At 55.6% G+C, this 26989-nt stretch carries 23 protein-coding genes and 1 pseudogene; 11 read left to right on the top strand and 13 right to left on the bottom strand.

All coding sequences use genetic code 11. The features are described from left to right. Positions 1-38: 38 nt before the first annotated feature. Positions 39-1280 (top strand): Fic family protein, encoded by a 1242-nt coding sequence (locus tag HMPREF2756_RS03350; protein ID WP_070618284.1) that lies wholly within the window; start codon positions 39-41, stop codon positions 1278-1280. A gap of 94 nt (positions 1281-1374) precedes the next feature. On the opposite strand, the gene HMPREF2756_RS03345 is transcribed toward HMPREF2756_RS03350, so the two are convergent. From HMPREF2756_RS03345 to HMPREF2756_RS03325, 6 genes and pseudogenes are all read right to left on the bottom strand, one after another. Continuing rightward, positions 1375-2361, bottom strand: coding sequence for a bile acid:sodium symporter family protein (locus HMPREF2756_RS03345; RefSeq protein WP_070618281.1), 987 nt, complete (start codon positions 2359-2361; stop codon positions 1375-1377). Positions 2362-2459: 98 nt separating this feature from the next. After that, positions 2460-4055 (bottom strand): M48 family metalloprotease, encoded by a 1596-nt coding sequence (locus tag HMPREF2756_RS03340; RefSeq protein ID WP_246825816.1) that lies wholly within the window; start codon positions 4053-4055, stop codon positions 2460-2462. Positions 4056-4331: 276 nt separating this feature from the next. Continuing rightward, positions 4332-4577, bottom strand: a pseudogene (locus tag HMPREF2756_RS10940) (transposase family protein); the annotation flags it as partial. A gap of 92 nt (positions 4578-4669) precedes the next feature. Then, a complete protein-coding gene (locus HMPREF2756_RS03335; protein ID WP_004005799.1) occupies positions 4670-4906 on the bottom strand; it encodes a hypothetical protein in 237 nt (78 codons plus the stop codon). Between the two features lie 1260 nt (positions 4907-6166). Further along, positions 6167-7300, bottom strand: a complete 1134-nt coding sequence (locus tag HMPREF2756_RS03330; RefSeq protein ID WP_070618323.1) for an acetate/propionate family kinase — start codon at positions 7298-7300, stop codon at positions 6167-6169. Positions 7301-7438: 138 nt separating this feature from the next. Then, a complete protein-coding gene (locus HMPREF2756_RS03325) occupies positions 7439-8530 on the bottom strand; it encodes a diacylglycerol/lipid kinase family protein (protein WP_070618274.1) in 1092 nt (363 codons plus the stop codon). Between the two features lie 190 nt (positions 8531-8720). On the opposite strand from HMPREF2756_RS03325, the gene HMPREF2756_RS10935 reads away from it, so the two are divergent. Further along, positions 8721-8849 carry a cell division protein FtsL gene (locus HMPREF2756_RS10935; RefSeq protein WP_080972598.1) on the top strand — a complete coding sequence of 43 codons (129 nt, stop codon included), beginning with the start codon at positions 8721-8723 and terminating at the stop codon, positions 8847-8849. 169 nt (positions 8850-9018) lie between these two features. Here the strand turns inward: HMPREF2756_RS10935 and HMPREF2756_RS03320 are convergent, their stop codons facing one another. Both HMPREF2756_RS03320 and HMPREF2756_RS03315 read right to left on the bottom strand, forming a co-directional pair. After that, a complete protein-coding gene (locus HMPREF2756_RS03320; RefSeq protein WP_070618272.1) occupies positions 9019-9801 on the bottom strand; it encodes an ABC transporter permease in 783 nt (260 codons plus the stop codon). Next, positions 9791-10732: an ABC transporter ATP-binding protein gene (locus HMPREF2756_RS03315; RefSeq protein ID WP_070618269.1), complete on the bottom strand. Its 942-nt coding sequence runs from the start codon at positions 10730-10732 to the stop codon at positions 9791-9793. Before HMPREF2756_RS03315 ends, HMPREF2756_RS03320 begins: the two co-directional genes overlap by 11 nt. 360 nt (positions 10733-11092) lie before the next feature. Between HMPREF2756_RS03315 and HMPREF2756_RS10930 the strand changes: the two genes are divergently transcribed. After that, positions 11093-11245, top strand: a complete 153-nt coding sequence (locus HMPREF2756_RS10930; protein WP_083301657.1) for a cell division protein FtsL — start codon at positions 11093-11095, stop codon at positions 11243-11245. On the opposite strand, the gene serS is transcribed toward HMPREF2756_RS10930, so the two are convergent. Together serS and pheA are read right to left on the bottom strand one after the other, a co-directional pair. Beyond that, the gene (gene serS / locus HMPREF2756_RS03310) at positions 11226-12530 is read right to left on the bottom strand and encodes a serine--tRNA ligase (protein ID WP_070618266.1); all 1305 of its coding nucleotides are present in this window, start codon (positions 12528-12530) and stop codon (positions 11226-11228) included. The two genes, HMPREF2756_RS10930 and serS, sit on opposite strands and share 20 nt — an antisense overlap. Positions 12531-12645: 115 nt before the next feature. After that, the gene (gene pheA, locus HMPREF2756_RS03305; RefSeq protein ID WP_070618320.1) at positions 12646-13611 is read right to left on the bottom strand and encodes a prephenate dehydratase; all 966 of its coding nucleotides are present in this window, start codon (positions 13609-13611) and stop codon (positions 12646-12648) included. A 140-nt stretch (positions 13612-13751) separates the two neighbouring features. Here pheA and HMPREF2756_RS03300 point away from each other — a divergent pair, with 140 nt between their 5' ends. Next, on the top strand, positions 13752-14681 hold the full coding sequence (locus HMPREF2756_RS03300; RefSeq protein ID WP_070618263.1) for a hypothetical protein: 930 nt from the start codon (positions 13752-13754) through the stop codon (positions 14679-14681). 139 nt (positions 14682-14820) lie between these two features. Here HMPREF2756_RS03300 and HMPREF2756_RS03295 read toward each other — a convergent pair whose 3' ends face one another. Then, positions 14821-15684 carry a spermidine synthase gene (locus tag HMPREF2756_RS03295; protein ID WP_070618260.1) on the bottom strand — a complete coding sequence of 288 codons (864 nt, stop codon included), beginning with the start codon at positions 15682-15684 and terminating at the stop codon, positions 14821-14823. 274 nt (positions 15685-15958) lie between these two features. Then, a complete protein-coding gene (locus HMPREF2756_RS03290; RefSeq protein WP_013398021.1) occupies positions 15959-16279 on the bottom strand; it encodes a thiamine-binding protein in 321 nt (106 codons plus the stop codon). 405 nt (positions 16280-16684) lie between these two features. On the opposite strand from HMPREF2756_RS03290, the gene pta reads away from it, so the two are divergent. Together pta and HMPREF2756_RS03280 are read left to right on the top strand one after the other, a co-directional pair. Further along, on the top strand, positions 16685-18778 hold the full coding sequence (gene pta / locus HMPREF2756_RS03285; protein WP_070618257.1) for a phosphate acetyltransferase: 2094 nt from the start codon (positions 16685-16687) through the stop codon (positions 18776-18778). 84 nt (positions 18779-18862) lie between these two features. Next, complete coding sequence (locus HMPREF2756_RS03280; RefSeq protein ID WP_070618254.1) at positions 18863-22093, top strand: DEAD/DEAH box helicase; 3231 nt, start codon at positions 18863-18865, stop codon at positions 22091-22093. An 86-nt stretch (positions 22094-22179) separates the two neighbouring features. On the opposite strand, the gene HMPREF2756_RS03275 is transcribed toward HMPREF2756_RS03280, so the two are convergent. Continuing rightward, on the bottom strand, positions 22180-22482 hold the full coding sequence (locus HMPREF2756_RS03275; RefSeq protein ID WP_048755342.1) for a nucleotidyltransferase family protein: 303 nt from the start codon (positions 22480-22482) through the stop codon (positions 22180-22182). Positions 22483-22550: 68 nt separating this feature from the next. Between HMPREF2756_RS03275 and HMPREF2756_RS03270 the strand changes: the two genes are divergently transcribed. The 5 genes from HMPREF2756_RS03270 to HMPREF2756_RS03250 all read left to right on the top strand — a co-directional run bounded on the left by HMPREF2756_RS03270 (position 22551) and on the right by HMPREF2756_RS03250 (position 26925). Continuing rightward, a complete protein-coding gene (locus HMPREF2756_RS03270; protein ID WP_141747812.1) occupies positions 22551-22874 on the top strand; it encodes a metal-sensitive transcriptional regulator in 324 nt (107 codons plus the stop codon). Between the two features lie 57 nt (positions 22875-22931). Beyond that, positions 22932-23147: a heavy-metal-associated domain-containing protein gene (locus tag HMPREF2756_RS03265; RefSeq protein ID WP_004005811.1), complete on the top strand. Its 216-nt coding sequence runs from the start codon at positions 22932-22934 to the stop codon at positions 23145-23147. 2 nt (positions 23148-23149) lie between these two features. Continuing rightward, positions 23150-23587, top strand: a complete 438-nt coding sequence (locus HMPREF2756_RS03260; RefSeq protein ID WP_070618248.1) for a hypothetical protein — start codon at positions 23150-23152, stop codon at positions 23585-23587. A 74-nt stretch (positions 23588-23661) separates the two neighbouring features. Next, positions 23662-26061 carry a heavy metal translocating P-type ATPase gene (locus HMPREF2756_RS03255; RefSeq protein ID WP_070618245.1) on the top strand — a complete coding sequence of 800 codons (2400 nt, stop codon included), beginning with the start codon at positions 23662-23664 and terminating at the stop codon, positions 26059-26061. 171 nt (positions 26062-26232) lie between these two features. After that, the gene (locus HMPREF2756_RS03250) at positions 26233-26925 is read left to right on the top strand and encodes an O-methyltransferase (protein ID WP_070618242.1); all 693 of its coding nucleotides are present in this window, start codon (positions 26233-26235) and stop codon (positions 26923-26925) included. Positions 26926-26989 lie beyond the last annotated feature (64 nt).

The raw sequence follows: 26989 nt of genomic DNA, 5'->3' as shown, positions 1-26989 counted from the left end.
TGGAAAAAACCGCTATTTTTTCCATTTAGGGACACTCTATGGCCTCGGCTAACGCATCACAACCTGCAAAATATCGCACTCTTAAGAGCATTTTTCACGAACGCGGACAAGCTGCTGCGCGCGCCGAACTCGACCGGCGCCTTGAAGGCTACTCCACCTACACTGCGGACTTTATGGTGGGTGATCATCAGCTCTTCTATGTTGCTACCACTGACATCGTTGATGCCCAGCAACGCATCCTACAACACGAACGTGACATTGACGCTCTTCTGCGTGTGCTCCCCTCCGCCGCATCCCAAAGTTACTTGACAGACCTTGCGATACGCGGCATCATCGCCACCGACGAAATAGAGGGCGTGCGTACCACCCGAAAAATCATTACGGATGCCCTGGCATCTGAGAACGCTGACGGCAAACGAGCTCGGGAGTTCGTGCGCCTGCTCGAAGCATTAGGTACCGCAGATAACATTCCCACCACACCCACAGCGGTTCGCGAAGTCTATGACCGGCTGCTTGAGGGGCAGCTCAGCACACAAGATAAGCCTGACGGCAAACTTTTCAGGGCTGAACCCGTCAGCATTCTGGATGGTTCCCATAAGCCCATACACCGAGGAGTGATGCCGGAAGAAGCCATCAAACATAACATTTCGGTAGCTCTGAAGCATGCCTCAGACCCTCGGGTTCCCGGGCTGTTCTCAGCGATCATCGCTCATTTTATGGTGGAATACACCCACCCCTTCTACGACGGTAACGGCAGGTTGGGGCGGTACCTTCTAAGTGTGCATCTGGCGCAGATTCTTAACCCACAAACGGTGCTTACCCTCTCGGCGATCCTCAACGCCGAAAAGAAGAAGTACTATAAGGCGTTTAGCGATGTTGAAAATCCGCTCAATTATGCCGAAGCAACTCCTTTTCTGCGCACGTTACTCACTATGCTGGAGCATGCGCAACAGGACGTTTTAGCAGAGCTCACCGCCCAGAAAAAAGCTCTGGATAAGCTCCGGCACCGGGTATCCGAACTTGAAGAAACGTACCCCAAAACCCACAAAATTCTCTTTCTGGTGGGACAGATGCACCTTTTCCATGATCCCGTTGGCGCGGATCTCAAAAATATCGCGCAGGTCTTGGAGAGTAGCGAAAAGACAGCACGCAGTTATCTGCGAGAGCTAGAGGAAATGGGTCTTGTGCACTCACGCAGGATACGGCGCGTTCTGCATTGGTCTCTCACGAATCAGGGCGCACAGCTTCTCGAATTACCGGCCCATATGTCGGATGAGTAGTGTCACCCCTCAAAGCGGGAGCAGTTTTTTCATTCGGGAGCACTTTAACTGCTCCCGAATGAAAAAACTGCTCCCGGAACTCCGCGGCTAAGGATCACATTTGTTCCGCACGCGCCCGACCGACCACATCCAAGGCGGCGTAGCGGGCGGAGAGCCACGTGCACATCATGAGCTGCACCTGGTGGAATACCATGAGCGGCAGCATCAGCAGCCCGAGCGAACCCGACCCGAAAATAATGATCGCCATGGGAAGACCCGCCGCCAGCGACTTTTTCGACCCGCAGAACTGAATTGTGATGCGGTCGGCCCTGTTGAACTTCAGCTGCGCCGCCAGCCAGTCGGTCAGCCACAGCATCAGGGCCACCATCAGAATTGTCACCACGATCAGCAGTACGATCTGCCACCAGGCAACGCGAGTCCAAATCCCCTGCACCACGGAGGCTGAAAACGCCGAGTACACAATCATCATGACCGAGAACTTATCGAGCCATTTTGTGGTGGGTTTCTTCGCAAACTCGCCCACCCAACGGCGCGTGAGCTGCCCCAGCACGAACGGCAAAAACAGCTGAATCGCAATGTCGAGAAAGACGCTTCCCGAAATTTCGATGTGGTCGCTGTGCATCAGGAGCATCGCCAGCAGCGGGGTAGCCACCACCCCCACAATGCTTGACAGCGATGCGCTCACAATAGCGCCCGCCACGTTGCCGCCCGCTATAGAAGTAAACGCGATGGATGCCTGCACGGTAGAGGGTACGAGCGTGAGGAAAAGAATCCCCAGGTACAGCCCGTCGCCGAGCACAAACCGCAAGGGAAAAAGCGCCATCCCGAAGAGCGGAAAAATCACGAAAGTACAGGTCAGGATGAGGGCGTGCAGCCGCCAGTGTTTAAGCCCTGCGATCGCTTCGGATGTGGAAAGGCGCGCACCGTAGAGGTAGAACAGAAGCGCAACCGCGAACTTGGTGCCGGTGCTGAACCAATCGGCGAAGGTACCGCGGGCTGGGATGAGGATTGCAAGAATAACCGCGCAGATGAGCATGACAATCAGCGCGTCGGGTCGTTTTTTCGTGAGTTTGGAGAGCACGTTCTTAATTAAAACGCGAGAAGCGGATTTTTGCCGAGAAGGTGAGAAAATACAACCTTTTCGGTAAAAATCTGCTTCTCGCGGTTGAAGGTCAGGGGCTAGTCAGAGGTGTTATTCCCCTGCTGTTCAGGCCGTTTTTGCTCGGGCTGCTGGTCATCAGCGGGCTTTATCGGTTGGTTCAGTGCCACGCCAGGTTCCGTGGCGTCCTCGGGAGGCCCGGAATGCGGCTGCTCAGGCTGCGGGGGTTGAGGCTGTCCCTGATTCGCTTGATCGGGTGCGGGCTGGTCAGCATCAAATTGCCCCGAACCGGACTGCCACGGCGGCGGCTGGTTCGGCATCGGCTGCCCGTATCCCGGCTGGCCAGGCGCTGGCTGCATCGGATAACCGTACCCTGGCGCATATCCCGGCACACCCTGGCTGGCGGCATACTGTTCCCAGCGGGCGGCGTAGGCGGCACGGGCCGCGCGAGCCTGCGCATCCTCCCATCCGGCAAAGAGCGTTCCCTGAATCTTGGGGGCATCCTGCGGGGCCGGATATGTCTTAACGGTGTTAAGGTTGTAGTCCTCCCACGCCGGCTTCTGCTCGTCCATGAACCCGGTTGCCTGAATCGGGTCAGGCCACTGGGCTGGCGGTTCTTGCGAAGGTATCAGGGAAGGAGGCGCACTCGGCGGGTTAAACCGCGGTCGCCAGAACAGACGCCCCGGCTCGTGTCGGTTGCGCAGCGCATGGGCGCGCCAGGTCAGTACCGGGTGGGTTGAGATAAGGTTGATAAGCCAAATCGCGAAGCCCTGGTCGTTCACGGCACGGTCGGCAAATTCGTCGAAATTCACCTGCTGATTCAGGTATTTACCGGCTGTGAGCACCTTGATCGCGCCGGGTCCGCCTTCGGGGCAGTACCGGTACCCAAAGTTATCGGCGGTGTATTCCTGTGCGCGTGAAAGAGCCTGCCCCACCACGGGAATCCGCATGAAGGTTTGCGTGAAGAGAAGGCGGAAGTACCCCACGTGACCGGCAGCGATATGCCCGACCTCATGCCCAATAATAAAGCGAAGCGCCTGAGGGTCACGGCTCTGACCGCCAACCTCGAAAAGGTCAGAGTTGATGGCAATAAACCGGCGGAAACCATGCCCGGAGGCAAAGGCGTTCAGCACACCATTACCGCTCACCACATAGGCATCGGGAACACGGCGCAAACCCGCCGCATAGGCGGCCTCGGCAACCATGGCGTAAGCCTCAGGAAACTGCGTCGGCGAAATACGAATGCCGCGCACGCGCTGCTGTGCGTAGAAGAGGGCACGGGCGATCAGGATAACCAGGGGTGCCAGAATCAGTAGCGTAATCGCTTGTTCCGCATAGTCGTTAAAGACGCGCTCCGCGTAGCTCATCGTCGAGTATCGAGACGATGACGTCCATTCCAGTTCGTTATACCGGTCACGGCTTACGATCGTCTCAATAAAGAAGATGAGCAGCCCCAAGTACACAGCAAGGGTTACCGCATAGGCCGCCACCAGCCAGGGAATCTCGCCGGGGTGGCGCAGGGCGTTGAGCATCTTATGGGGTATTAACGATTGGTATCCCCAAAATTTCGGTTGGGGAAGCGGGCTCTGCGGGGTCTGCCGCTTATCCTCGGGCAGCCACCCCTGGCTCACGTCATTCGGCAGTGGAGGTTCAGCACCGGGCGTATGCTGACTCATGCGGTCTCCAAATCTCTCTAAGTACGTACTAGTTCAACTCTACCGCGTATGCCCTTTGATGCGGTGAATACACGCATACTAAATCCGGGAGCGGAGATTTGCAGCGGGAGCGGGGAACACGCTCCCGCTGCAAATCTCCGCTCCCGGAATCCTCTGTGGTGTTTCTCAAGGGGAATCCAAGCAACTATTTCGTGAGGGTTATTCATTTGGGTGGTTTTGTATCCAGAAAAACAGTGCCCGCACCACCGAGAACACTCTCCGGTACGAGGTGAGGGGTCAGCGGAAGATACTAGAGAGTACCCGCCAACACTTGAAGTGTGCGATCACGCGTTCGATGACGACCCGGTGGTGATTGATGTGCCGGTTCAGGTGTTTCTCATCGTCGGTGAGTTCTCCGCCGGGTAGTGTCTTCACCGGGGTGATCAGGTCTAGTCCTTGGTAGCCCTTATCGGCCAGAGTATCGTGCGGGTCTAAGAATCTGTCCAATCCGTGCCACCGGTACGCAAACGTGTCGTGGTGTGCCCCGGGTACGGGGTCGGTTTTGGTATTTCACCATCATACGTGGACAAGAGGTTAGGCGGTTGGGGTGTTACACCCCTAATGAATAACCCTCCTTAATCCTCCTTTGACCTATTGGCGTTACGTATAGTCTCGTGCGCTCGTGAGCTATCGGAGTTTTTACTGAAGAGAGCCCAGATAAGCGAAATGAGGCCGATTACTGCGAATACGAGACCGACTTTCGCGGGGTCTACTACACCCCATGAAATATTCTGCATGGTTAGCCAGGCTACTCCGCCTACGAGAATTGAGATGATGCTCCAGAAAATTTCTTTCGATTTTTCGGTTTTCATGATGCCTACCTTCCTTATGAAAAAGCTTTCATTCTTAAATATAGGGGTAAGGAAAACATTTGTATATTGTCCGTTTGTAGGAACGTCTACATCCGAACGGAGGAGCTGACCATTCCTATCTCAGAGATAACCTCTTCAGTTAGGGGCTGAATTGCGTTTTGCCATTCAACCACGTTTGCTGTAGTGGGCAGGTCTCCCCGTAGTGGATGTGAACTAGCATGCCCAGCAACCCACCACTTTTTGAATCCGTTAGCTCGTTTGGTCTGGGGGGTCGACTGGAATCTTTTGATCACTACCCTTAACACCGATTGGGCAGGTGAACGGAAGTCCTGGATTTCCGACGAAGGCTCCGTGTATGTCTCTCCCCTAGAATTTACACCTCGTATTCCTTACACAAAATCCTGATAATGTTTTCGCTATAAATAATTTACACACCGCAGGCAAAGAAAATATAAATATTACTGCACCTAGCAAGTATTTACCCGTCCACTATTTTTATCATAAAGAAAAAGGATGCCGTCATGAAAAAATCACGACGGCATCCAAACTATACACATAAAACACCCTATACACATGTGTACAGTTCTAGCACGGATTTAGAAGGCACCAATCCCTATAAGATACCTTCGTGTGCAACGAGTCCCTTCAAGAACCTGAAGGCTTACAGAAAGCTCAAACCCCTGTTATTCCGCGGAATTATACTCATGAAACGTACAAGGTTTCATGGGAGGAACATACCGCGAGGGTTTTTCACACCGGAGGCCGCGAACATACATGCCCAAAGTCCTGCGACCCCAATTTTCTGCACCTCGTTGTATATGTCATCTAAGTGAGTGATAGATGTGATATACCTGTGCCAGCTTTGATACAAAGAATGCCAGCATTTCCCCACACAACCACGAATAGAGAATGCACACTATTCTTTGTATCTATTAGTTCATCCGCACAAAGCATTCTGAACTAAAACAACTATAGCAAATTTTATGATTTTAAGTAATTTAAATAATAAATAAAATAATGCGTCAAATATTATTTAGATATAAAGTTCAACATTTCCTCGCCTTACGCTTACTCTTGATGCCCTGCCCCTAGAGTTTTTGTCGCCCAAAGCCGCGTCTGTGCCTTCGTGCCAGCCTTGTGCCCGGCACCCTCCCGCCCATGCTAAAAGGCTCTTGAGCGTGAATAAAGCACGGAAAATCTCGCTTATTCACAGTCAAGAGCCTTTAGCATCCCCGAAGGGAAGAAACGGAAACTACGGTGCTACGCGACGAGCTCCTCGGTAGCCTCGGCGATCGCCTTCTCCTCGTTGGTGGGGATGACAAACACGGCGATGCTCGAATCCTCGGTCGAGATCAGGCGCGGTTCGGGGGAACGCTTCATATTCTCTTCCTCGTTGTAGCGAATACCCAACGGCGCCAGGCGGTCCAACACCAGCTTGCGGAAGTCACCGGAGTTCTCGCCAATACCCGCGGTGAAAATAAGCGCCTGCGCGCCACCAACCACCAGGTTGTAGCCGCCGATGTACTTCATCAGGCGGTATGCGGTCATATCCAGCGCCAACTGTGCACGCTCATCACCCGACTGCGCAGACTCCACCACCTTACGCATATCGTTGGAACCCGCCAGCGCCAGCAGGCCGGACTCCTTGTTGAGAATGGTATCCAGGCGTTCCGCGTCGATCTCGGGGTCGCGGGTGAGAATCGTGGTCAGCGCAGAGGGGTCAATATCGCCCGAACGGGTACCCATCACTAGGCCAGCCAGCGGGGTGTAGCCCATCGACGTATCCACGGACTTTCCGCCCTTCACGGCAGTCACGGATGCGCCATTGCCCAGGTGCGCCACCACACCGTTAAATTCGTCGCGGTCAATACCGAGCATATCTGCGGCAACATGAGAGACGTATTCGTGGCTGGTGCCGTGGAAGCCGTAGCGGCGAATACTGTACTTATCAGCCAGGTCATAAGGAATAGCGTAACGCCAGGCGTGCTCGGGCATGGTCGAGTGGAATGCGGTATCGAACACGGCAACCTGCGGCAAATCTGGCCACGTGTGGAAGGCAGCACGCATACCCTTCACATGCGCTGGGTTGTGCAGAGGCGCAAGCGGTGAGAGCGCATCGATCTCGTCGATCACCTGCTCGTTGAGCAGCACGGGGTGGGTAAACTTCTCGGCACCCTGCACCACGCGGTGGCCGATAGCCTGCAGCTGACGACCGTGCAGCACGCCTTCGAGCTTCTCAGCCATCATGTGCAGAGCGACTTCGTGGTCGGGAACGTCAGTGCCGATATTTTCGATGAGCCCTGAGGTAATCATTTGCTCGGATTCAGGCGCAGAGGTGTCGCGCACCTGGTATTTGAGGGATGAGGAACCCGCGTTCACAACGAGGATAAGCATGAACTTCTCTTCTTTCTTGAAACAAACTTTCATCTCATTTTCGCACTAAAAAGGTGTTTAAAGCGAGATAACCGGTGAAGACACCACATCAAAGAAGGTTAAGCCACATAAACACAGGCGCTCGGGCGGGTCGAGGTTCTAGGTTGTGAGCGCATCCGGGTGCACATTCACGCTGAGGGCACTCGGCACGATGCGCGCCTGCAGCCTGATCGCCGAGGGTGCTAAATCGCCGTCGACTTCAATAGGCTGGGCACCCGAAAGCATGTCCAGCGAGACCCGATGCCCCACATAATGGCGCATCACCGGCAGCGAGATGCGCGATGAACCGGGCAGAGCGCGGCGAACCACTTTTGCGGTCAGAAGACCCCATTCCAGGATGGTGCGCGGCGATACGATGATCACTTCGAGGTTGCCGTCATTAACCTCGGTAATATCGGTCAGCTGCAGTCCTCCCTGCAGCCGACCGCAATTGGCGATGAGCACCGAACGCGCACGTGCTTCGAAAGGTTCATCGTCGTCGAGCTGTATTCTGACCTTGTGGGAGTGCCCGAAGATATGGTTCAGCCCGCTGTGCACATAGGCTAACCAGCCGATACGCGCTTTAAGGTCCTCGTTGGCGTCGTTCATGACGAGCGCATCGAATCCTGCGCCGCTCATCACGTAGAACATGTGGTTGGTAACGTCGCCTTCCGCTGATTCGGCGCTCATGTCGATAGCATCGACCATCTGGTGTGTTCCGTTGAGCGCAATGTTAATGCAGGCGGCTACATCGGTGATGGGCAAGCGCAGGTTGCGTGCCAGCAGGTTGCCTGTCCCTAGCGGAATAATACCGAGCGTGACATCTTTGCCCCGGCTCCTGGCTTCTTGAATGGCGGCGGCGACCGCGCGCACGGTTCCGTCCCCACCGACCGCAAGCAGGGTATCGACGCCCCGGTCGATCAGGTCAAGAGCAGCCTGGGTGCCGGGTTCGTCGATGAGGGTGGTACTCGCGAGGGCAGGTTTCCAGCCGTTGGCGACCACGGTACGTTCCAGAATATTAACTACTGCATGGGTGCTCGACTTGCTGGGGTTATACACAATACCGACGTGCCGCTCTTGAGCGACGGGCAGGGTACTCCAGATTCCGAGGGGCGTAACGATGCGCTGCGCATGCTTGCGAACACGACGAGCAACCGCCGTGAGAGTCGCTGCCGCGGCGGATGCACCAACAAGGTTCCGAAAAAGGGACATATCTTTAGAGTACCGGATGCAGCGATATTGGGTTCGCCAACACTGACGAAAAGCGCAGGTTTTAGAGAATCACCCAAATACTTGTCGGGCAAAGGTAATACTGCCCTCTTCCCGGCGTACGCACGCGCCACGCATATCAAAGTGAAATCCCTGCGCGTTGATTCTTGGGGCGGAGAGGGGTGGGAAGGTCATGACGTTCTTCGAACTCATGGAAACAGCCCAAGCAATCCTGGTAAGTCTCATCCTTACCGATGGATCAGCTCAGGCTGTTTCATACACCGTTGATGCGCTTAAGGTTATCGTTCGTAACCTGAAGTAACATCACCCCACGGAGGAAACCTAGTCGTGACTGCGTCTAGGTTCCCTCACTTTCGTGAGGATCCTCAACTGTGTTTACCATAATGCAGTTACTGATATGCTAGCACACCGGCTTTGCCACCGTACTTCCGTCGTTGGTGGGTTCCCCCGCACGATTGAGAGGGCAGGAACTAGACCCTGTGTGTATCCTTACTCAAGCACCAGGCTGCACCCGCCACAAAAATCACCAGCCACGCCACCAGGTTCACCAAAGCCCAAGGATCCCATTCCACCCCCACAGGCAAACGAGCCAAAACACCTAACCCGTACGACGGCAGCCAATGCGCAATATCCTGAAGCGCCTGAGGAAAAAAGGACAGCGGAACAAACAACCCACCAAGCATAGAGAACACAGAGATAATAAGATTAATAAGCGTTTGCGCACTATCAGCGGACATAAAATAGCCCACAAAAATACCAAACGCAGCAAAAGCAGAACTGCCAGCAATAATAATGAGCGACGACTGCACCGCCTGCCACGCATCCAAAGGCATACCCGTCACAAACCCCAGAACCATCATCACCACAACAGCGATAGCACCCAGCAACATAGACGAGATCACCTTCGTAATAACGTACCCTAAAGGCCGGAACGGCGTCAGCGCAAGGGCACGAGACCACCCCTGGACACGCTCAATCGGAATAGCAGCACCGGCAGACGAGCTAGAGACAATAGCAGCATAGGCGCTGATCCCGATCATATAGTAGGTCCCAGTATTCACCGACCCTTCCAGGCTGTCGCGCTGCGGGTAGGCGATCATAAAGAAGAACATAACAGGAAGTAAAATGGACAGGAAAAAGACCCGCAAGTTACGGAACTTCCTGCGCAGCTCCAGCAGAACAACAGTGCTATTAATCCACACAGGACGCACTTGAGGAAGACTCGCCGCCTGGGCACTAGTGTTATTTGGCATTCTTGCGCTCTCCTTCAGAATCGGTCTCGGTCAGTAACACAAACGCATCATCTAAGGAAGACGATGTGATCTCCAGGTTCTTAGCGAACCCATCAGCAAGCAGATGCGAAGCAACAACATCCGCATCAGCAGCAGAGATTTCCAAGCGAATACCGTGCAACGATACTGCACTCACACCATCAAGAGCACGAAGCTCCGCAAGACGCTCCTCAACCTGCTCAGACGTCCACGCATCATTGACCGTCGCACGCAAAGTAGAACCCCGCGCATACGACCTGATCTCAGCAGGAGTCCCATCCGCTACCACATGCCCCTGATTAATGACCACCACACGATCAGCAAACTCATCAACCTCAGCCAAATAATGAGTCGCAAACAAAACAGCACGCTGATGATCCCCCGACTGAGTCACCGACGCCCAAAAATCACGGCGACCCTGCACATCCATACCAGCCGTGGGCTCATCAAGAATCAAAAAATCCGGATCAGTCAACAACGCAATAGCAAAACGAAGACGCTGCTTCTGCCCACCAGAACATTTCTGCACAAGCGTCTTAGCATTACCCTCAAGCCCGGCCTGAGCCAGAACAGCAGAAACATTCTTAAGCTTGCCATACAAAGACGCCATATACTGCACAGTCTCTTTAACCGTCAAATCAGGAAGCAAACCACCATCCTGCTGCACAGCAGCAACACGCCCCGCCTTAACAGCACGCTGCGGAGTCGTCCCAAAAACCTCAACCGACCCAGCATACGGTTTAGTCAAACCCAAAATAATATCAACCGCAGTACTTTTCCCCGCACCATTCGGCCCTAAAAGAGCAACAATCTCACCAGGATTAACCGTCAGATCAAGACCATGCAAAACAGTAGTACTACCAAATTTCTGAACAACATCACGCATCACCACCGGAGGCGAAGAATGCACCATCAACAGTTCCTTTCAAGAGTAATTAAAGGCTGAATACATCTGTGTCATCACATATGAATACACACAAAGGTAGTTACACCCATAAAAGAATTATTACTTTTACTGCTGAAGAGGTGAATGAACAGAAATAGAAATAATGTGTAGAAGTCTCAGATGCGTACTTAAACACATACCAACAATACACCCAATATCATTCTATATGAACCCTGTTAAGTGAATGTGCAGACCGTATTTTCGAGCTTCTGCTTATATTTGTTGGGTAAAGTTAATACTGCCCTCTTCCCGGGGTACGCCGCAGCACATCCATTTCAGTAAATCCCTGCGGTCGACTCTTGGGGCAGAGGGGAGGTGAGTAGAGCCATGACGTTCTTCGAACTCATGGAAACAGCCCAAGCAATCCTGGTAAGTCTCATCCTTACCGATGGACCAGCTCAGGCTGTTTTGCATGCTCTTGATGCTCTCAAGGTTGTTATCCGCAACCTGCTACTCAAACCTACGACACGACCGGAATAACCTCAGCGCCACCCATATACGGGCGCAGTGCTTCAGGGATACGCACCGAACCGTCGGGCTGCTGGTGTGTCTCCAGAATCGCCACAACCCAACGGGTAGTCGCCAAGGTGCCGTTGAGGGTTGCGACCGCACGAGTGCGCCCCTTACGCACATTGCCCGCATCGTCCACGGTGTCTGCGGTACGTTCGCGTATGTTCAGGCGGCGTGCCTGGTAGGTGGTGCAGTTCGAGGTCGAGGTCAGCTCGCGGTAGGTGCCCTGAGTGGGAACCCACGCCTCACAGTCGAACTTGCGTGCGGCAGAGGTGCCCAGGTCCCCTGCGGCGGTATCAATCACGCGATACGCAAGGCCGCATTTTTGCAGCATTTCTTCTTCAAGGGCGCGCATCTGCTCGTGTATTTCTTCCGCCTGCTCCACCTGGCAGTAGACGAACATTTCGGCCTTGTTGAACTGGTGCACGCGAATGATACCGCGGGTGTCTTTACCGGCGGCACCGGCTTCACGGCGGTAGCAGGATGACCAGCCCAAGTACTTCTTGGGCCCGTCGCTAAGGTCGAGTATTTCGTCCATATGGTAGCCCGCAAGCGCCACCTCCGAGGTACCGACCAGGTACAGGTCGTCACGTTCGAGGCGGTATATTTCGTCGTCGTGCTTGACGTTGAACCCGGTTCCGTTCATAATTTCGGGGCGCACGAGGGTGGGGGTTGTCATCATGGTGAAGCCGTTGGCTGTTGCCAGATCGAGCGCCATCCACATGAGCGCCTGCTCCAGACGGGCAACCTGCCCTTTGAGGAAGTAGAAGCGCGAACCGGAGACCTTGGCGCCGCGCGCCATGTCGATGCCGCCGACGAGTTCGCCTATTTCCAGGTGGTCGCGCGGTTCAAAACCTTCTGCGGCGAAATCGCGGGGGGTGCCGACTTCTTTGAGCACCACAAAGTCGTCTTCGCCGCCGGTGGGTACACCGTCGATAATCAGGTTTTCGATGGAGCTTAGCAGCTCTTCATATTCGGCGGTTTTCGCCTCAGATGCCGCTTTCGCATTTGCTACGTGGGCGGCGAGCTCTTTCGCCTGCGCTACGAGGGCGGGTTTCTCTTCCTTGGGTGCCTTCGCCACCTGTTTACCGAAGGCGTTCTGTTCGGCGCGCAGGTTCTCGTAGGTGCCGATCGAGGCGCGGCGTGCGGCATCCGCCTCAAGAATACGGTCTACGTGGGCTTCGTCTTTGCCGCGTGCCCGCTGGGAGGCGCGGAAAATCTCGGGGTTTTCGCGGAGGAGGTTAATATCAATCACATATCAATAGTACCCAGTCGCCCCCAGCCGTAAAAAGAGCCTTTATGCGAATAAAGCGGGATTCCCAACGCTTTATTCGCATAAAGGCTCTTTTTATACGGTCGCGGGGGGCGGTTTAGCGTTTCAGATGCGCCGGTCGCCCACCCGGGAAGAGCGATTCCACCCATGCGTGGGCAGCATCGAACGAGTTCTCGGAGTGGATGCGCGGCGCAACGGTGGGCTGCCGGTCGGCACGCGGATATGATCCCAGGTATTTAATGCCGGGCGCTATGCGGTGCAGACCGCGCAGGGCATCGCGCATTCGAGCCTCATAAATATGCCCGTCTGCGTCCACGCTGAACATATAGGATCCCATCTGCCTGCCGGTGGGGCGCGATTCGATGCGGGAAAGGTTAACGCCGCGCGAAGCAAACTGTTCGAGCAGTTCCAGGAGCGCACCCGAACGGTTTTCGGGAGTGCCCTCTCGATTTTCGGGCAGAGGGATCGTGAGCGTCGTCTTATCGGCGCCGGTAGGCTCTGGCATATCCGCGGTGCTGCTGATAAGCACAAACCGGGTGACGGCGTTTTTGTTATCGCCAATGTCCTCGGCAAGCACATGCAGGTCGGGGTGGGTTGCCAAAAGCGCGGGCGAACAAATCGCGGCATCATACGCGCAGGAAGGGTCAAGCAGACCCACGGCTGCTGCCGCAGTAGAGGAACCGGGCAGGTACTCGGCGGTGGGGATGGCCGCATCCGCCCATTGCCGCACCTGGGCCCAGGCGTGCGAGTGGGTTGAAACGGTTTTAATATCTTCCAAAGCGAGTGAACGCGCCGCGACCAGCACGAACCTGATAGGTACCAGAACTTCGCGGATAATGCGCATTCCCTCGGAAGCCGCGATCGCATCAAGAGTAGCGCTCACCCCGCCTTCGACCGAGTTCTCAATGGGCACCATGGCGGCATCCACGTCGCCACTGCGAAGACGTTCGAGCGCGTTGGGCACGCTGGTGGCGGGAATGCGTTCGGCACCGACCGCGCCGGGCACGGAAAGCAGGGCGGATTCGGTGAAGGTGCCTGAGGGTCCAAGGTAGGTGTATCGCATGGGTTCAATCTTAGCGCGAGGTGGGTTCGGCACCGCCACAAGCTCGCAGGATGAGACGTTATTTAACACAAGGTTGAGCTCTATGACGCATATCGTCTTCGTGCGCTGAGTGGTGTTCATGTCGTGCCATACTTGAGGATATGTCACCCAACTTCACGCTTCTTGATCAGCTTTATACCCAGGAAAGGCTGCTTAATTCCGGGTATACCCGCACCACGATGCGGCGTAAACTACGCACAAAAGAGCTGATCAGCGTGCTTCAAGGGGTGTATATTGCCGCATCGGTCTGGGATTCTTTTACGCCTTCTCTTCAGGTTTTGGCGCGCCACACCGCGCTGGCGCTGCGTGATTCTACATGCGTGTTTTGCCTGTCTTCGGCGGCGTTTTTGTACGGTCTGCCGCTTCTGCATGTGCCGCAGAATTTGCATGTGCTTGCCGGATATTCGGCGCGAGGGGCGGAGTCGGACGGCGTTCTGGAGCATACAAGCAATGAAGCCTCAGTACAGGTGACGGTCTTACGCCCGAATTTTCGGGTTACTGAGCTCTCGCAGACCCTCCTGGATTGTGCCCGCACACTTCCCGTTCTTGAAGGATGCGCCCTTGTCGATGCCGCGCTGCATCGCCGAATGCTTGCCCCCGAAGAGATTTTGCCGCGTTTGCAGGCGAGCCAAAATTCGGCGGCCACCCATATTGCCACGCATGCGGATGCGCGCAGCAGCTCACTTCTGGAAAGCGTTGCGCGTCTGCAGCTGGTTGAGATGGGTCTTCCTGCGCCCGTGCATCGGCTGGATTTTGAGGCATATCTGTTGAGGGCTTCGGATGCGCATACTTCGAACCGAGCCTCGGACTATGCGGGTGTGTACCGCATGTTACGCACCCGGCAGGCGAGTTTCGTGTGGCTCGAACAGCGGGTGGGTCTTGCAATGGTGGCTTCCGATGTCGCGATTCCTCACGCGGATGCACCCACCCCCGAAGGTTGGCATATGGTTCAGGTTCGGTGGGAAGATTTTTATCCTTCGTCGCGGGTGCTTCGCGAGAAACTGCATCCTTATTTTCCGCAGCTTGGGTAAGTGCTTTTGGGTACATAAAATATATTCTGATATAGGAATATAAGGTATTTGACTAGTATAAATAAAAAAATTTATCACCAATATATGCCATATTCCCGATCAGGCATATAGCAGGTGCTAGGGGCTAAGTAAACACGGTTTATGCACCCTTCCGGGCGAAGGCTCGAACCTTCTCAGTATCCCAATACTGGGCAGGTACTCCCCCACCCATGAGGACACGAGAAATAGACGCCGCCTCGGCGCTTCCAAGCTGCGGAAGCGGAACATGTGAACCCGCCAGAATAATATTTCCGCGCCGCCTTCCTTTGAGCATTGCGGAATCGGCCACAATACTCACGTATTCAAATACCTCAAGCAAGGCGGCGGCTTCGGCGCGGGCGGCATTAAGCGTGCGGTCATCGCCGCAGTTGAGAATATACAGCCCACCGGGCCCCAGAGAGTTATCAACCGTCCGCACGAAATCCACACCCGTAAGTTCCACCGGAGTTTTATCTACCGCGAACACATCGCGAATAACTACATCGCGCGATGCCGGTGCAAACGAGCGAGTGACGGTGCCTGCATCACCCACCCGAATTTTTACGCGCGGCGACTTAGGAATATCAAACCAGTCACGCACATGTTCGGCCAGCTTGGCATCAAGCTCCACAACGGTATTGCGTGAATTTGGGTATACGTCCGCGCAATAGCGCGCTAGAGAACACGCCCCGCCGCCCAGATGGGTGATACGCAGTTTTTCGGGATTAAGATGAGTCTGAATATGCGAGTCGAGAACCGCAACAATCCAGCGCATGTACTCAAAATCGAGCATGCGCGGCTGCCCCACTATTACATGCGAAGACTGCACACCGTTGATGAGCAGAAGCCAACCATCAGAGTGGTAACCATCGGGCACAAGCTCAGCCTCACCGGTCGAAATGGGGTACACACCGGCAACCGCACCTGTTTTGTGCGGATGCTCGGCACGACGCGAGGCAGCGTTGCGGTTTTTCTTTTTCGCCATGCACATAAGCCTACGCTAGGTTCGGGCAGCAGGCAGGAATTCGAGTCCTAAACTATGAACCTGCCTGTCGCTGCCCAAGCTACCGGGTCAGCCGTATATGCCGCATCTGGAATACAGTTGAGTGTTCCTGCGGCACACGTATTTCAACGGCTAGGAGTACCTTCACAAGGACTGTAAGCACCGCCCGTTACGCACGCATAGAGCATCGCCACGATAGCCGTTAATTCTATATGCCGCATACAACATATAGCCTTGTCAAGCCAGTATTCCGAGCTTATTTACCAGATTCCATCTGATCTATAGCCGCATTGAGACGCTGCACCTTACCCTCAATTTCGCCATGATCGTGACCGGGGCGAATATCGGCCTTGACCACCAGTGAGACGCGCGGGGCACGTTTCGTCACCGCCTCGGTAGCGCGTTTAATAACATCCATGCACTCGTCCCAGTCGCCTTCAATCGTGGTGAACATGGGTCCGGTTTGATGCGGCAGACCGGAAGAACGAACGATAGATACGGCCTCGGCAACCGCATCGTGAACAGAACCGTCGGCGGAACCCCCGCCCGTAGGAGCTACAGAAAATGCAAACAACATATTTCAATCGTAGGTTCTCACACGAAAAATCTACAGAGGGCCGATACACACCCTGGGGACTTTCGCTGACAGTACAAGAATTTTGCATGATCCTGCATGAAAGCGACGTTTGATAGGGCGAGATATTTGATTGTGTGTTTAGTGCATGAAAACATGCTTTTCGCCACAAAATATTTCCCAAACCCCACCTAAAACCATATTAACTGCGAAAATACGCACCAAAACACACCATAGTGCAGTCTTCAATCCCCCTCGCACCGCGACAAAAGGTTTGCCCGACTCTCAACCCCGATAAGATAGAAAGGACAAGACAAACTCGACGAGAGTCGCCGCATCCGGCGCATCCAACGTACGTACCGGATTGTTAGCGCGCCCCCGCCGAACGTTCAACGCCAAAGGAGCACTATGACCACCGGCATTTATCTCTCGGCGATGACCCAGGACTCAGGCAAATCCCTGATCGCCCTGGGCCTCGCAGATTCCCTTGTGAAGCGCGCCGATCGAGTAGGCTTTTTCCGCCCCATTTTCAAGGGCGAAACTGCCGGCGATGACCCCATGATTCGCCTGATGAAAGAGCACTTTAACCTCTCTGATGAACAGGTGGGCGGCGCAGTATCGCTCACCGAGGCACTAGAGTTCATTGCGGAGGGCAACACCGAAGAAATTTCGGCTCGCGCGGTTTCCGCCTATGAAGAAATTGCCGCCCACAGCGATGTTGTGATCGTGGACGGCATATACCTGACCGCCCAGAACGCACTCGCCGTCGAGTTCGATCTCAACGCCCAGGTGTCCCGCGATTTAGGCCTGCCCGTGATCGCTATCGTGGGTGCGAACGAGGCATCCCTCGAAGAGGCAACCAACGCCGTAGAGGTTGCACGTTCCGAGCTTAAGGCAGCCAAGGTTGATCTGTTCTCGATTATCGTCAACCGTGCCGACCCCGAGCTGCGTGAGAGCATTGAGAAGAACGTTAAGCTGGGCGAGCATAAGTTCCCCGTCTACGTTCTGCCCGAAATCGCAGACTTGGGTAAGCCTACCATCGCAGAGGTCGTCTCCGCCCTCAAACTCGACGGTTCGCACCTGTCGCAGGAAGATCTTGGCCGTGACATTAACGAGATCAAGATTGCCGCAATGACCGTCTCAAACTTCCTCAACCAGTTTGCCGACGGCGACTTTGTGATCGTTCCCGGCGACCGCGCCGATGTTGTGGCCGCGACCCTCGCATCCGCGCTTTCGCCCACGTTCCCGGCGCCTTCGGGTATGCTGCTCACAGGCGGACTCAACAGCCTGCCCGGCAATAACACCGCTGTGGGCAGCCTGCTTGAAAGCGCGCCTTTCCCGGTACTATCGACCGACCGCGACACCTTTAAGTCGGCGCGCGCTGTTTCCCGCGTGCACGGCAGCGTGATTAACGGCCAGGCCCGCAAGCTTGCGAGCGCGTTCGGCGGCTGGGATGAATACGTGAACCAGGAAGAGCTGCTTTCACGCCTTGAGCTTGAGCGCCCGGCTTCGATGACCCCGCTGCGGTTCCTGCACAACCTGATTGAGACCGCTCGTGCTAACCGCCGTTCCGTGGTTCTGCCTGAGGGCTATGATGTGCGTATTCTGCGTGCAGCCGAGATGATTGCGCGCCGCGATTTCTGTGACCTGATTCTGCTGGGCAACCCGGATAAGATTTCGGAAATCTGCCAGGCTGAGGGTATTAACCTGCCTGCCTCGATTCGTATTATCGACATTGCGAATAACGAATACAGTGAGGATTTTGCGGCGACTTATGCTGAGCTGCGTGCGCACAAGGGCATGACTATTGAGGGTGCGCGTGAACGCATGAGCGACCCCTCATATTTCGGTACGATGCTGGTTTACAAGGGTCTTGCGGATGGCATGGTCTCGGGCGCTATCAATACGACCGCGAACACGATTCGCCCCTCGCTGGAGTTCATTAAGACCCGCCCGGGCACCAAGATTGTGTCTTCGGTGTTCCTGATGCTCATGGAAGACCGCGTGCTGGTGTACGGCGACTGTGCCGTGAACCCGAACCCGAATGCCGAGCAGCTGGCGGATATTGCGAAGGCTTCCGCCGAGACTGCGCGCCAGTTCGGGGTTGACCCGAAGGTGGCTATGCTCTCGTACTCGACCGGTACCTCCGGCTCTGGTGCGGATGTGGATGTGGTGCGTGAGGCAACCGAGATTGTGCGCGCCTCTAACCCGGATTTCGCGGTGGAGGGCCCGATTCAGTACGATGCGGCCTCGAACATGTCGATTGCTTCAACCAAGATGCCCGACAGCCAGGTGGCGGGCCAGGCGACCGTGTTCATTTTCCCCGACCTGAACACCGGCAACAACACCTACAAGGCTGTGCAGCAGTCTTCGGGTGCCCCCGCCGTTGGCCCTGTGCTGCAGGGTCTGCGCAAGCCCGTGAACGACCTTTCACGCGGTACCACCGTTGAGGACATCATCAACACGGTGGCGATCACCGCCATCCAGGCGCAGGGTATGTAAGGGTGTAAAGCTCTTATGCTGGCTAGGGACGCTCGGTACCGACCGGGCGTCCCTTTTGGCGTTTAAGGCTGCTACGCTACTGCTATGAACACAACTAACGGCATTCTCCCCCTGGGACTTTACGAGCATCTTAAGAGCACCTCCCTCATAAACTCCCCTATCCCTGAGGGCGCGCGATGGCAGGAAGAAACCCTCACGGGGAAGGATCACAACATCCCTGAACTACTAGCTCAGTTCTTTTCTACCCAGCTAATCCCCGCCCTTGAAGGCATCAAAAGCCCGTCAGAGCAGGTTGATCTGGTGAACCGCATGCTGGCGCTACTGCCGCAAGGCACCTCTGCGCAGGATAATTCCCTGCTAACCGATCCTAAAAATAATGTTATTCAGCTTCGTGAACTCACTCTGACGGAAGATACAACCAAGCGTCCAGATATCCCATTGAGCGATGTTGCTCTGATGACTAATACGTCTAAGGATTTGAATCTCAATACTGAAATTCAGAAAGAGCTAGAAAGCGCAGACCGGGTAGACTTGCTCTGCTCTTTCTTGAAAATGTCTGGAGTTAATAGTCTGAGTCAGCAGCTGAGGGCTATTAAAGAACGCGGCATTCCTTTCCGTATCATTACCACCACCTACATGGGTGCAACCGATCGAAAAGCGGTTGATAAGCTGGTCGAGGAATATGGTGCTGATGTGAGAATTAGTTATCAGGGCGACAGCACGCGCCTGCACGCCAAGGCCTGGCTTTTTCACCGTAACACCGGCATGTCTACCGGCTATGTGGGCAGCTCAAACCTGTCGAGTGCCGCCCTCACTGATGGTCTCGAGTGGAATGTGCGCATCTCCAGCCCGATTACCCCCGGACTGATCCGCCAGTTTGAGGGGCTTTTTGAAAGCTACTGGATGAGTGGTGACTTCACCACCTATACGAGCACCGAGGAGGAGAAACAGACCCTCGACACCGCCCTAGCCAAGGCCGACATTACCGGCCGCAAGAGCAAGGGTCTAGAGCACAACATCAATTCCTCCTTGCTGGATGTACACCCCTTCCCCCATCAGGAACGCATGCTTGAAGAGATTGCGAATGCTCGCGCCAACGGGCGGCATTGCAACCTTGCGGTAGCCGCCACCGGTACCGGCAAGACCGTTTTCTCAGCCTTGGATTACAGGCGTCTCTGCGAGCAGGCTGGCGAGAACCTGAAGCTACTTTTTATTGCTCACCGTAAGGAAATTCTCGACCAGGCACGCCGCACCTTTGGCGACGTGATGCATAAGGGTAATTTTGGTGAGCTCCTGACTAGCGGCAAAAAGCCCGAATACAATAAGGCTGTTTTTGCGACGATTCAAACGCTATCGGGTGCCGCACTCGAAAACTATGCACCAGACTATTTTGACGTCATCATTATGGACGAATGCCACCACGTTCATGCTTCAAGTTGGGACAGGGTTTTCAGCTACTTTGAACCCCGCGAGTTTATTGGCCTAACGGCGACTCCTGAGCGAGAAGACGGGGTCAACATCGCGGAGAAGTACTTTAGTGGCTATGTTGCCACCTCCATCCGCCTGTGGGATGCGCTGGAAGATAATCTTCTCGTACCCTTCCAGTACTTTGGCATTGATGACGGAACGGACCTTAGCAACGTCTCTGTGCGAGGCGGCAGGTACGACGATGAAGCTCTCGAAAACCTGTACACCAAGGGGGAGGCTGAACGCCGACTGCGTATCATCATCCGTGAGCTCAAGGAGAAGGTAGACAATCCCTCCCGCATGAAGGCCCTCGGTTTCTGTGTGAGCATTAAGCACGCTGAGTACATGGCCCAGAAATTCAACGAAGTAGACATTCCCGCAGCTCACCTCGTGGGGACTGATTCTTCTGATCACCGCACCGAGATCATGAAGAACCTTATGGATGATAACCACGAACTCACCACCATTTTTACCGTTGACCTGTTCAATGAAGGCATCGACATTCCGAACATCGACACTCTTCTCATGCTGCGCCCTACCCAGTCGCTTACCCTCTTCACACAGCAGCTGGGGCGCGGTCTGCGCCGCTCACCGCAGAAGTCAGTGCTGACCGTGCTCGATTTTGTAGGGCATCAGAATAAGAAGTTCATGATTCACCAGAAGTACCGCGCCTTCGCTCGGAATGGTGTTCTGACGGTGCAGGACGTTGAAAATCCCACACTACCTTCCGGCTGCTATTTCTCTCTGGATGAAATGACTCAGGACCAGGTTATTAAGAAAATTCGTGAATCCCTCGCCCCCACACAGAATGTCCTCGTCGAAAAGGTCAAAGATTACCTGGAAGAGACCCAGCAGTCATCTTCAGATATTGATGCTCGCCCCACCGTCATTGACTTCCTTGACCACTATGGGATGGAGCCTCAGCACATTTACGGACGACCCAAGATAAAGCTCTCCCTTCCGGGTGTCACCGAATCCGTAGTAATAACCTGGACGAGCCTTCAGGCCGCCACTGGACTGCGTTCCGACCTGGAAACGCTCTTCAATGATGCGGTGTCCGTCGAGGTAAATAAACGCATTAGGGCCCTTTCCCATGTGCACGATCCTTTCCGCATCAAGGCTTACATGGAGCTTCTGAACACTGGCATCCTGGAGCAGGACATGAGTGATGAGCAGAAGCGTTACGCGTGGATGCTTCTGTTCTCTATCTGGCCCAAGGCTAAGTGGGAAGGCTCCAAAGAGAAGTTCAGTCTCGATAAGGGTCTGGATGCTCTGCGTGCACGCCGCTGCATGCTCCGTGAGGTAGAGAGCCTTTGGCAGCGCAACTCTGTTCTGGACACCACCTCCCCCCTGCCCCTCTTTGAGGGTGAAGGTATTCCGTTGCGCACCCACGCCTACTACTCCCGCGAGGAACTTTTCGCTGGCCTAGCTGGCCAGGAAGAGAACTTCAAAGTTCCCGGCAGCGTGGTGAGCGGAGTCGTACCCTTTGGCTCCTCGAACACCACCGCGCTACTGGTTACCCTGGAGAAATCCGAGAAGCATTTCTCACCGGCCACTATGTATAAAGATTATGCGATTAGCACTTCCGAGTTCGCGTGGGATTCGCAGAGCGCAACAGCCCCTGAAAGCCCGATGGGTCAGCTCTTCCAGCATCATGAGGAGCAGGGTCGGCGCATTGTGCTCTTTGCACGCCAGGCCAGGGAAAATGCCTTGGGTTCTAGCCCCTACATGTGCTTGGGGACCGTAAAGTACCTTTCTCATGAGGGTTCCAAGCCGATGCATATTCGCTGGTCTTTGGACCGCCCTATGCCCGCAGCGATGTTCCAGATTGCGAAAATTGCCTCGTAGTTTTAGAACCACAGAGTTGGTACGGATTGGGGGCGCAGGCTATTAATTCACATCAAGCGCCATGATGATGTAAGGGTCTGGAACTTTCACAACGGCAGCTCCATCAAGTCGGGTTCGATGTAAGGGCGAAAAACAGGCTTAATAGAGGTCAGTACGTCGACCGGGTACCCTGTAATCTGCTCAAGCTCCTCAGATAACCGCAACAATACGCCGTAATCTGGGGAGTCTTTCATCTCTATCAAAAAATCAAGATCACTGGCGGGGGTAAGCTCGCCGCGTGCCGCGCTGCCGAATAGGTGCGCTTTAACCACCCCATACTTCCGCAGGGTATTGAGCACCGTTTGCTCGTGCGGAAGCGTATAGACCGATTGAGGGTGTGGTGCACGCATAAAGCCAATATATCAAATCACTTTCACCACCTCTTGAGATATACCCCCATAGGGTATACACTGGATCTATGACAAACCGTGATTCCTCAGCACAGCCACACGGGTACACCCCAAACAAGGAGGCGCATTTGAAGCGCCTGCGCCGCATCGAAGGGCAAGTGCGCGGTATCGCCCGCATGGTCGAGGAAGACAAGTACTGTATTGATGTGCTTACTCAGGTCGCGGCGGTTTCCAAAGCGCTTCACGCAGTCTCACTCAACCTGCTCGAAGAACATATGGGTCATTGCGTCACCAACGCCGCAATTGAATCCGAACGTACAGGTGATGCGATGATCGTTGATGAGAAAATCAAAGAGGCAACCGCCGCCATATCCCGCATGATGCGCAGCTGACACGCGGGCGGCGCATCCACAAGTTTTGTAATTCCAAAAATTCTGGAAGGAAACATCATGGCAATCACCACCGTCAAAGCAACCGGCCTCACCTGCAACCACTGCGCCATGAGCGTGAGTGAAGAAGTCGGCGAAGTTCCGGGCGTCACCGGCGTGAACGTAGACGTGGTCAAAGACGGCGTTTCGACCGTCACCATCGAGCACGAAGGCACCCTCAATACGCAAGCCGTAGCGGATGCCATCGTCGAAGCTGGCTTCACTCCCGCCGTCTAATCATGGCGTATTCTCCGCAGTACCAGGCAATGGCGGTCGGGGCAGTGCGCGCACTCGTAGGCACCGAGAACATTCACCTGACCGAGGCGATTTCCCGCGTGGCACGGCAGATGGGGCTCGACCCTGATCTGCTGGATGCGTGGGTGCGCGACTCCACCCCCTATACGGCGCGCGAGGATCAGCGCGGGCTGAAACGGCGGGGCGCATCGCGTATACATTCCTCACAGGATCATGCGGCGAATACCCCCGCAGACGGCACCGGCGATAATCTGCATCCCGGTGTGCACGGCACCGCATACGACGCCCTCGCTCAACGCCGCACATTCAGGCGTGCTGCCGTCACGCGGGTTCGCGGGGTGAACGATCGAGGCCCGAAACTAACCGGGCAGCGACCGCGCAGCAACCGTGCCGATGGACTGCCGGACGAAGGCGAAGTATAGATCAGGGCGGACTGCGGCAGGCAAAGCCCGAAGACAGCACAGCATCGTGAGCATTAAGAACAGAGGCGAAGAACATGGGTAACTCAACTCAAACAGCATCCACCACAACTGAGAACGAGCGTTCTCTTTTCGATTCCTCGGCTAATGGCGGGCAGACGCGCATTATCCACCTGGATGTTCAGGGCATGACGTGCGCATCCTGCGTGGGCCGCGTGGAACGCAAACTCCGCAAAATTCCGGGGGTTGATCCCGCCGTGAACCTGCCGCTGGAGTCTGCGCGCGTGATCGTTCCCGCCGATATTACCGATGAGCAGATCATTGAAACGGTCAATAACGCCGGGTATACGGCATCGCTCAAAACCGAGGTTCGCGATGCAGAGTCCGAAGAGAGGACCAACGCGCGCAGCGGGGGCTTGGGGTGGCGCATCGTTGTGGCGTTGTTGCTGAGTGTGCCGATTTTCTTGATTTCAATGTTCCCCACGTTCCAGTTCCCGCACTGGGGCTGGGTGCTTGCGCTTATCACGCTGCCGGTTGCAGTCTATAGCGCCGAGCCGTTTCACCGCGCCGCTCTCACGAACGCACGCCACTTCAGCAGCACGATGGACACGCTGGTTTCTCTCGGCGTGATTGTCGCCTACCTGTATTCACTCGCGCAGCTGTTCATGAACCCCGGGCTGACCGAGCATGTTCACCCCATGCAGGGGGGCATTCTCGGCATGTTCTTGAGCGGTAACCATGCGCCACTGTATTTTGATTCGGCGTCGATGGTGACTTTATTCCTGCTGATCGGGCGGGCAGTTGAGCACCGCACACGAACCCGCTCTTCCGAGGCTCTGCGCACCCTGCTGAGCTTGGGAGCACGCACCGCGACCCTGCTTCGCACCGACAAGCGGGGAACCACGCGCGAGGTGCAGATTCCGGTCGAGGATCTCCTTCCGGGAGACGAATTTCTGGTGCGCCCGGGTGAAAAAATCGCCACTGACGGCACGGTTATTGCAGGGTCTTCCGCCGTGGACGCCTCCCTGCTGACCGGCGAATCGGTGCCCGTCGAGGTTTCGGCGGGCGATGCGGTCACCGGCGCAACCCTGAACACCTCCGGGTCGCTGACGGTGCGCGCAACCCGCGTGGGGTCTGAGACGACGCTCGCGAAAATGGGTGAGCTGGTTGCCGCCGCCCAAGAAACGAAGGCACCCATCGCGCGCCTTGCCGACCGTGTTTCTGCGATTTTCGTGCCAATAATTCTGGTGATTTCGCTCCTGACCCTTATCGGGTGGCTGGTTGTATCGCACGATGTGCCGCGTGCGTTCAATGCGGCGGTTTCGGTGCTGGTGATCGCCTGTCCCTGCGCGCTCGGTCTGGCAACCCCCACGGCACTGCTGGCGGGCACCGGACGCGGCTCGCAGCTGGGCATACTGATTCGCAACGCGCAGGTGCTGGAAACTACGTATGCGGTGAACCGCATCGTGCTGGATAAAACCGGGACCGTCACCGAGGGCACAATGCGCGTGGCGCGCTTTGGAACCTTCGACGATTTCACCGACGTCACGGCCGACAACGCCTCTTCAAAGAGCGAACGTTCTGTATCTATTCTGAGCGATGCCGCAGCTGTGGAGGCGCTGAGCGAGCATCCAATAGCCCATGCTATTGCGCGTTTTGCGACAGAAAACTATGGAGCATTTCTCGGTACCGTTGAGAATTTTGAGGGTGTGCCCGGAGGTGTGCGCGGCGAGCTCGTGCGCACTCGGGACGAGGGGAAGTCCCGCTGCCTGGTGCTGGTGGGCACCCCCGAATACCTGCTGCAGGCAGGCGTTGCTCTCACCGAGAAGCAGCATCAGATGCTTGAGCAAACGCGCTCGGAAGGGCTGACCACTGTGGTTGTGGCTCGCGCGATCGGCACGAAGGACCCGCAGCCTGTGGGGCTCATCGCGCTGGCAGACTCCCCCAAGCCCGAGTCGGCGCAGGCCATCACCGAGCTTCATGAACTGGGCTTAGAGCCCGTACTGCTGACCGGTGATGCCCCCGAGGTTGCCCAGGCTATCGCATCCAGCGTGGGGATTAATCCGGAGAACGTTTATGCGGGGGTCACGCCCGAACGTAAATCCGAAGTTATCGCGCAGCTTCAGGATGAAGGCTACCGGGTGGCGATGGTTGGCGACGGCGTGAACGATGCGCCCGCCCTGGCCCGCGCGGACCTGGGCATGGCAATGGGCTCGGGCACGGATGTTGCGGTACAGGCGGCGGATATTGTGCTGATGCGCTCGGATATGCGCGCGATCCCCACGTCGCTGCGGCTTTCGCGGGCGACTTTGCGCACCATTAAGTCGAATCTGTTCTGGGCGTTCGCATACAACACTATCGCGGTGCCGGTCGCGGCGGCGGGGCTGCTGAACCCGATGATTGCGGGCGCGGCCATGGCGTTCAGTTCGGTGTTTGTGGTGCTCAATTCGATGCGCCTCACCCGATTTGAGCGGTAGCTCGGTTTGCGGCGGCGAGCTTCGGCTTCTGTGCGTCTTCGCGCAAACCCCTTGTACTCCCCTGCTGACGCTGGCATGATAAGAGGAATCACATGACCGCACTATTTTCAGGGGTATACCTCTGAATTTTGTGGTGCAGGTAATACGCGCCGAAGCATCCGGGAGATTCACATGCCCAAATTAACCCCGCAAATGTTCACATTCCTCAACGACCCACCGGTCGAAGACACACTCTATGACCTCTACGACGCCACGCTCAAGCAGGGCAAGCGCATGTTCATACATTTTCTGCCGAAAATCCACCAGATTTTAGGCAGGGGGATTGATTGGGAGACCGAGAACGAAGATTTTTATACCGATAAATACATCCCCATAACCCCGCAGCAGGGAGAGTTTCTGTATATGCAGGCGCTGGCGAGCGGCGCGCGGAATATCGTTGAGTTTGGTACGTCCTACGGTATCTCGACGCTGTATCTTGCCGCCGCCGCAAAACGCAATGGCGGGCGCGTAATCACCTGCGAATATGTGCCTCATAAGGCTGAGGCCGCGCGGAAAAATTTCGAGCGGGCGGGGCTTGCGGACTATATCGAGCTGCGCGAAGGCGATGCGCTAAAGACCCTGCAAGACCTGGATTTCAGCCCCGATTTTGTACTTCTCGACGGGTGGCCTGACCTGGTGCATCCCGTCTTTCAGCTTTTGGAGCCGCATCTTGCCGACCGCGCCGTGATTGCCGTAGACGATGTTGAAGGATTTGGTCCGTCTATGGAAGATTACCTCGACTATGTGCGCACCCCCGCCAACGGATACGTCTCAGTAACCATGCACCCGAGCAAAGCCCTGGAATACACCGTAAAAGTGGCGTAAACACTGGCGTGCCCACGCCCCATCTCATCACAACCAAATAGATTATAGTTTCAAAAAGGAAAGG

This window comes from Rothia sp. HMSC067H10 (assembly GCF_001810635.1).
Taxonomy (GTDB): domain Bacteria; phylum Actinomycetota; class Actinomycetes; order Actinomycetales; family Micrococcaceae; genus Rothia; species Rothia dentocariosa.
Note: the sequence above shows the minus strand (reverse complement) of the source record. Positions and strands in the feature narration are given on the sequence as shown.